Origin of the sequence: Arthrobacter sp. Hiyo1, from assembly GCF_001263615.2 — a bacterium.
In the GTDB taxonomy this organism is placed as follows: Bacteria; Actinomycetota; Actinomycetes; order Actinomycetales; family Micrococcaceae; genus Arthrobacter.
The window spans coordinates 474,885-479,800 of the sequence record NZ_DF952469.1 but is presented as its reverse complement, the minus strand read 5'-3'; the positions used below and the strand labels follow the sequence as shown (position 1 = coordinate 479,800).

7 protein-coding genes are annotated in these 4,916 nt (G+C 58.5%); 1 reads left to right on the top strand and 6 read right to left on the bottom strand.

What is annotated here, in order from left to right; translation table 11 throughout:
• A partial coding sequence (locus AHiyo1_RS06610; protein WP_059388013.1) for a nitrilase-related carbon-nitrogen hydrolase occupies window positions 1–655 on the top strand: 655 nt, incomplete at its 5' end.
• A 30-nt stretch (window positions 656–685) separates the two neighbouring features.
• On the opposite strand, the gene AHiyo1_RS06605 is transcribed toward AHiyo1_RS06610, so the two are convergent.
• The 6 genes from AHiyo1_RS06605 to AHiyo1_RS06580 form a co-directional block, all read right to left on the bottom strand.
• Window positions 686–1,222: a hypothetical protein gene (locus AHiyo1_RS06605; protein WP_059388012.1), complete on the bottom strand. Its 537-nt coding sequence runs from the start codon at window positions 1,220–1,222 to the stop codon at window positions 686–688.
• Window positions 1,219–1,536 carry a hypothetical protein gene (locus tag AHiyo1_RS06600; protein WP_059388011.1) on the bottom strand — a complete coding sequence of 106 codons (318 nt, stop codon included), beginning with the start codon at window positions 1,534–1,536 and terminating at the stop codon, window positions 1,219–1,221. Before AHiyo1_RS06600 ends, AHiyo1_RS06605 begins: the two co-directional genes overlap by 4 nt.
• On the bottom strand, window positions 1,520–2,947 hold the full coding sequence (locus AHiyo1_RS06595) for a hypothetical protein (RefSeq protein WP_059388010.1): 1,428 nt from the start codon (window positions 2,945–2,947) through the stop codon (window positions 1,520–1,522). Before AHiyo1_RS06595 ends, AHiyo1_RS06600 begins: the two co-directional genes overlap by 17 nt.
• Window positions 2,948–3,664 (bottom strand): ATP-binding cassette domain-containing protein, encoded by a 717-nt coding sequence (locus AHiyo1_RS06590; protein ID WP_059388009.1) that lies wholly within the window; start codon window positions 3,662–3,664, stop codon window positions 2,948–2,950.
• 72 nt (window positions 3,665–3,736) lie between these two features.
• Window positions 3,737–3,976 (bottom strand): hypothetical protein, encoded by a 240-nt coding sequence (locus AHiyo1_RS06585; protein WP_059388008.1) that lies wholly within the window; start codon window positions 3,974–3,976, stop codon window positions 3,737–3,739.
• A gap of 223 nt (window positions 3,977–4,199) precedes the next feature.
• On the bottom strand, window positions 4,200–4,916 hold a 717-nt coding region (locus AHiyo1_RS06580; protein ID WP_148667492.1), incomplete at its 5' end, for a helix-turn-helix domain-containing protein.

The window sequence follows — 4,916 nt, the reverse complement described above, 5'->3', positions numbered from 1 at the left end:
CCACGCGGAGCTGGATTTCGCAACGCTTCCAAGCATCCGGGAACGCCTTGCGGACATCGCCCGCACGCACGGAATCGGACTGGTCTACAGCCTTCCCGCACCAGCTGCCGATGGCGGCTGGCATATCTCCGCCACTCTCCTGGACGCCCACGGAACCGTGCTCCTGGACTATGGCAAAGTGCACCTCTTCGGCGAGGAGGAGCGAAAGGCGTTCTCAGCCGCCCAAGCAGCTCCCGGCGTCGTGGACTTCAACGGGATCAAAACCTCGCTGCTGATTTGCTACGACGTCGAGTTTCCCGAAAGCGTCCGCGCCGCGGCCACGCGGGGCGCCGAGCTTCTGCTGGTCCCCACCGCCCTTTCCGCCGGATTCGAAACGGTACCGCAGGTCCTGATCCGGGCCCGGGCACTGGAGAGCCAACTCAACGTTGCCTACGCGAACCACAGCGGCCACGAGGACGGCTGCGACTTCCTCGGCGGGAGCGTGGTCGCGGGTCCGGACGGTTCGTTGCTCGCTGCGGCCGGGGACGGTGCGGCCTTGCTGTTCGCCGAGATCTCCACGGAGCGCGTCAACGAAGCCCGGGAACAGGTGCCCTACCTGCGCGAACGCCGCCCGGAGCTGTACCGGGAGTGGGAAGGTTCTGCTCCGAAAGGTTGAGGCCGCGAATGCATGGGGTGGATGAGTAGCTCAGCGGTTGACTACGGGCGCGCGTAAGCCAACCGGCCGAGCCCAAGCACGGATTCCGAGAATGAGGCTGCGTCCGTCGCCAAAGAATGGCAGAAGAAAGACTGCATGCAACAGGAACCAGTACTGCAGGAATGAACCGGGTGCCAGTAGTGCAACCAGCGCCCCCACCAAGCATGATCCACCCGGACCGAGTATCGCCACGATTGCGATCTGCCACCCGTAGAGATGCCCGACGGGAATGACGGAGAAGCGAAGGATGCCGGAAGAAACTACGACGTCGGAAATCCCGTGAAACAGCCTCATGCCCGCAACGTGAGACCACTCATGCACCAGAAATCCGCACAGCAGGCACAGCACATGCACAAGAAGCCACAGGCCAGCCCGGAAAAGTATCGGGTCAGTGGTCATGGCGGCCAGGAAGGTGCACGCCGTGAAGTCGAGAGCCGCGGCGGCAAAAGGCAAGCTACATGACCATATGAGTTGCTTGGCTATCAGCCCGGCAGTGACATCCCGGAGGGCGAACTTTCGAACAGTCAATCCTGGTTCGCTTGTAGGAGTCGCTTCTTGTGGAGCTTTAGCCGTTCCAGGACTGATGCAACGGCAACATAAAAGACCAGCGATGCCGCGAAGACAAAAGCGATGCGCGCGCCGTTCGACACCCCGATTTCCAACGCGGTCGCCCCGTCGGGCTTTGCATGGGGCTCGAAGAAGAGCGCGCCGAACAGGCCAGATTTCCTGACTCCTATTTCTGACGCCGAGAACATCGTGGTGATGAAACTTGCGACAACGACGATCATGGTGACAACAAAAGAGACTGTCATCCCGACGATGGATCTAAGCAACCACTTCATGGCGTGCAATCCTTTCCATTCTCCGCATACCCAGGATGCTGTAAAAGACGACGAGCATGTTAAGCGCGGTGAAAATTCCCGCACTGATCATTGGATCAAAGTTAAAGACGTTCAAGCCGAGCGCCACAATCATGACGACTATCACCGTGAGCAGGACCCCCATGATGACAGTGAATGGGTTTCCCTTCTCAGGAGGGAAAGCGATGCCAACTAGGGTTGATATGAGAATGTTGCTCAAACACAATCCAAGCACCGGCAGGCACGCTTCGAAGGTAATTCCTTGCGACAAGGAAATCGTGATGACTGGAATGCCCACAACCATCAAGAGGACGCCTTGCGAGCCGACGAGGCGTAAGTAGTTCGCAACGGTGCGGCCCGGATAAGTGACCATGCGCCGCAGGGGCTCCGAGTTTGAAAATGCATAGACTCCCTGAAATGTTATGAGAGCGAGGACGTAGGGTGGGAACACCAAATGCTCGAGCCAGGCGAAGACTGAATAAATGATGATAAAAGAGATAGCCACCATCGTTTCGAAACTTCGAAACAAGACCAGAATGTAAACGCCGAACGTGCGATCTGCCAAGCGTGAAGGCAGAAAGACGAAGAAGCGACGCATCGGGACGTAGTTCCTGGGTGCGATGGCGACGATTGCCGGAATTACTGCCGCCGATGTCGCAAGGAGGATTAAAATGGATAACCAGAGCCCAACGGCTTCCTGCAGTTTCGCGTAGAGCAATGCAGGTGCAAAGTAGTCGCGCCCCAATACGTAGCTTTCGGCGATCTGGCTGCTCTGCTCGTTGGTTTGAGGAAACGCCACCGCCAGCCCGAAAGCCAGCACCATCGGGACTATCAGACTGCGAAGTCGGGCGATCCGGAGGGCCTGCAGAGCACGCTCAAGCAGGTAGTAGCCGAGGCTCAGAAGCAAGTAGGTTGAAATAGCGGGGAACCAGATGGATGCCAGAACCCTCGGAATGTAATCAGGACCCTCGATCAACACGGTTGAAATGGAGAAAGCACCGAAAACGAACACGGTCATAAGGAGAACGAGGGATGACTCAAAGAGCGCAAACGCCATCGTCCTTTCCTTGTTGGTCACGGGCAGATTGAAGGAGAGCTTTAGAAGCTCATCTGCCTTCATGAACAGCACCCGGATCAGTGTGTACGCAATAAGTACCCAAAATCCGACCGATGCGTTGGCCACTTGAAGAACCGGCTCAAGCAGGCCGGTTCCACCGAGATACTGACGGATGACCACATAGCTCAACACGTTGAATCCCGCGAACGCGAGAACGAGCAGGAATATGGTAGAAAGCCGAGCAGCCGGGCTGGCCAACAGGCCTCGTCCCAAGACGCGCCTCACGATGAAGAGCCAGAACAATCGAGACAGGAGAACTACGCTTTTGAAGCGCATTTAAGATGGCTCCATTGCCTGGATGAATTCGTTGGCAAGGTCAGCTATCGTTCCGTGATCTTCGATAATTTTCCGGACGGGAGCCTGAACCACCAGGGCCCCTTGGATGAGAAACGCAAGCTCGTCAGCGACGTGCTCCAACATGGTGAAGTCATGACTGCACAGCAGAACCGATCGGCCTTCTGTGGCAAGTTGTCGGATATCTCGCTCGAAGAGGTTGATGGCGTCGATGTCGACGCCATTGAGGGTCTCATCGATGACGGTAAACCTTCGCCGGAGCATGAACGCCGCGATAAGTTGCAGCTTCTTCCTCATGCCGTGTGAGTAGTCCTCGATCAAGTCGCGGTGCCTGTCGCGCATGGAGTACCTGGCGAATTGCGTCCTCAGTGCCGCGTGATCCATGGATTCTCCATAGAGCCCGTGCATGAAACGCACGTATTCCTCCCCCGTGAGGAACTCAGGGAGGTAATCATTGCTCGACAAGTAGATCGAAGACATCTTGGCGCTGCGGCTCTGACTGCTGTCAGGTCCGATGCGGACGCGGCCGCTTTGAAGTTGGAGCAGATCCAGGATGACCTTTATCAGGGTGGACTTCCCAGATCCGTTGGGACCGATGAGGCCCATGATCTGGTCCTCGGCGATCGTGAACGAGACATCATGAAGCACTTGGGTTCTGGAGTTATAGGCGTAGTTGACGTTGGCAACACTGAGAGTCATGAGGCGTGATTCCGATGCTCTGGTCGTGGTGGCACGTTGTCAGTGCCACCACGACGGCTGGCTTGCTGGGAGTTACCTGCATTCAACCCACACAGAGACGCCCCATTGGCTCCAACTCCAATTGCCAGTAAAGCGGCCTCGTCCTTGCGTCAAACACCAGACGGCCATCGCTGCGAGCATTGCAAAAGCAAGCACCATCAGGACGGCGAGAACCACCAGAAACCAGCCATCGTAGCGAACAATCATTTCGTCAATCTTGGTTCGTGCCGTTGCCATGGTGCTGCTTGCATTCAAGGCGGTCGTAGTGAGCATTTCGTTCCTCCACTTCGATTTGAGCTACTGGCGGATCCCGTGTAGCCGGCACTCGAATGCTAGGCCGCGAAAACCGCGTCTCAGTGGTCAAACGGCGAAATTAAGTGGTGAAACCCGGCAAAATACGTGCAAAATCGACGTTTCTCCGTGTGCCGGCGGCTCCGTCTACGTGTTTTAAGCAGCACGACACGTAGACGGTGCCGCAGTCAGAAAGTGCCCGGGACTAGGCATCCCCTCCGCCCGCCAAACCGTCCGCGTACTGCAGCGCGATCCAAAGCTCGGCGCGCACTTGGGCCTGGTTCAGGTCCGTATCGAGCAGTTCGGCGAGCAGCCCGATCTGGCGGCGCACGCTGTTGCGGTGCAACCCCAGCAGCTTGGCAGAGGCGTCCCAGCTGCCGTTTTCGCTTAGCCAGCCCCGGAGCACTGCCAAGAGGGGATCGCGCTTGTCGGCTTCCAAGGCAAGCACCGGTTCAAGAAGCCTCGCGGCCAGCATCGACCCGGCCTCGCGGCCGAGGAGCCCGGTGACCGACCACGTCACCTCGTCGACGCGGGCGCTCCGTCCGCTGGACTGGACCCGTGAACGTAGCGAGGTCACCCGCTGGTGCGCTGCGGCGAGGCCTGTCAGTTCGGTCGGGTCTCCGATGACGAGCCGCCAGCCCAGCTTTTCTACGTCCGCCAGGAGCGCGTCGTCCACCTTCAAGCGAGTGATCGCGGCGAATCCGTACTCGGTGATTTCCACCAGTTTGGTGTCGAAAAGGCGCCGCCACTGCAAGAGCTCACGCACCGGGCTGTCGCCGGCGGGCCATTCGGGGGAGTCCACCTTGATGCCCTGGACCACGCGCAGGGGAGCGGATCTGGTGGAAGACAGGCTCTGGGCGAGGAGGTCCTTGAGCGTTGACGTGCCGGGTCCCGCCGCGGCGAGGCTTTCGGGGTGCAGCAG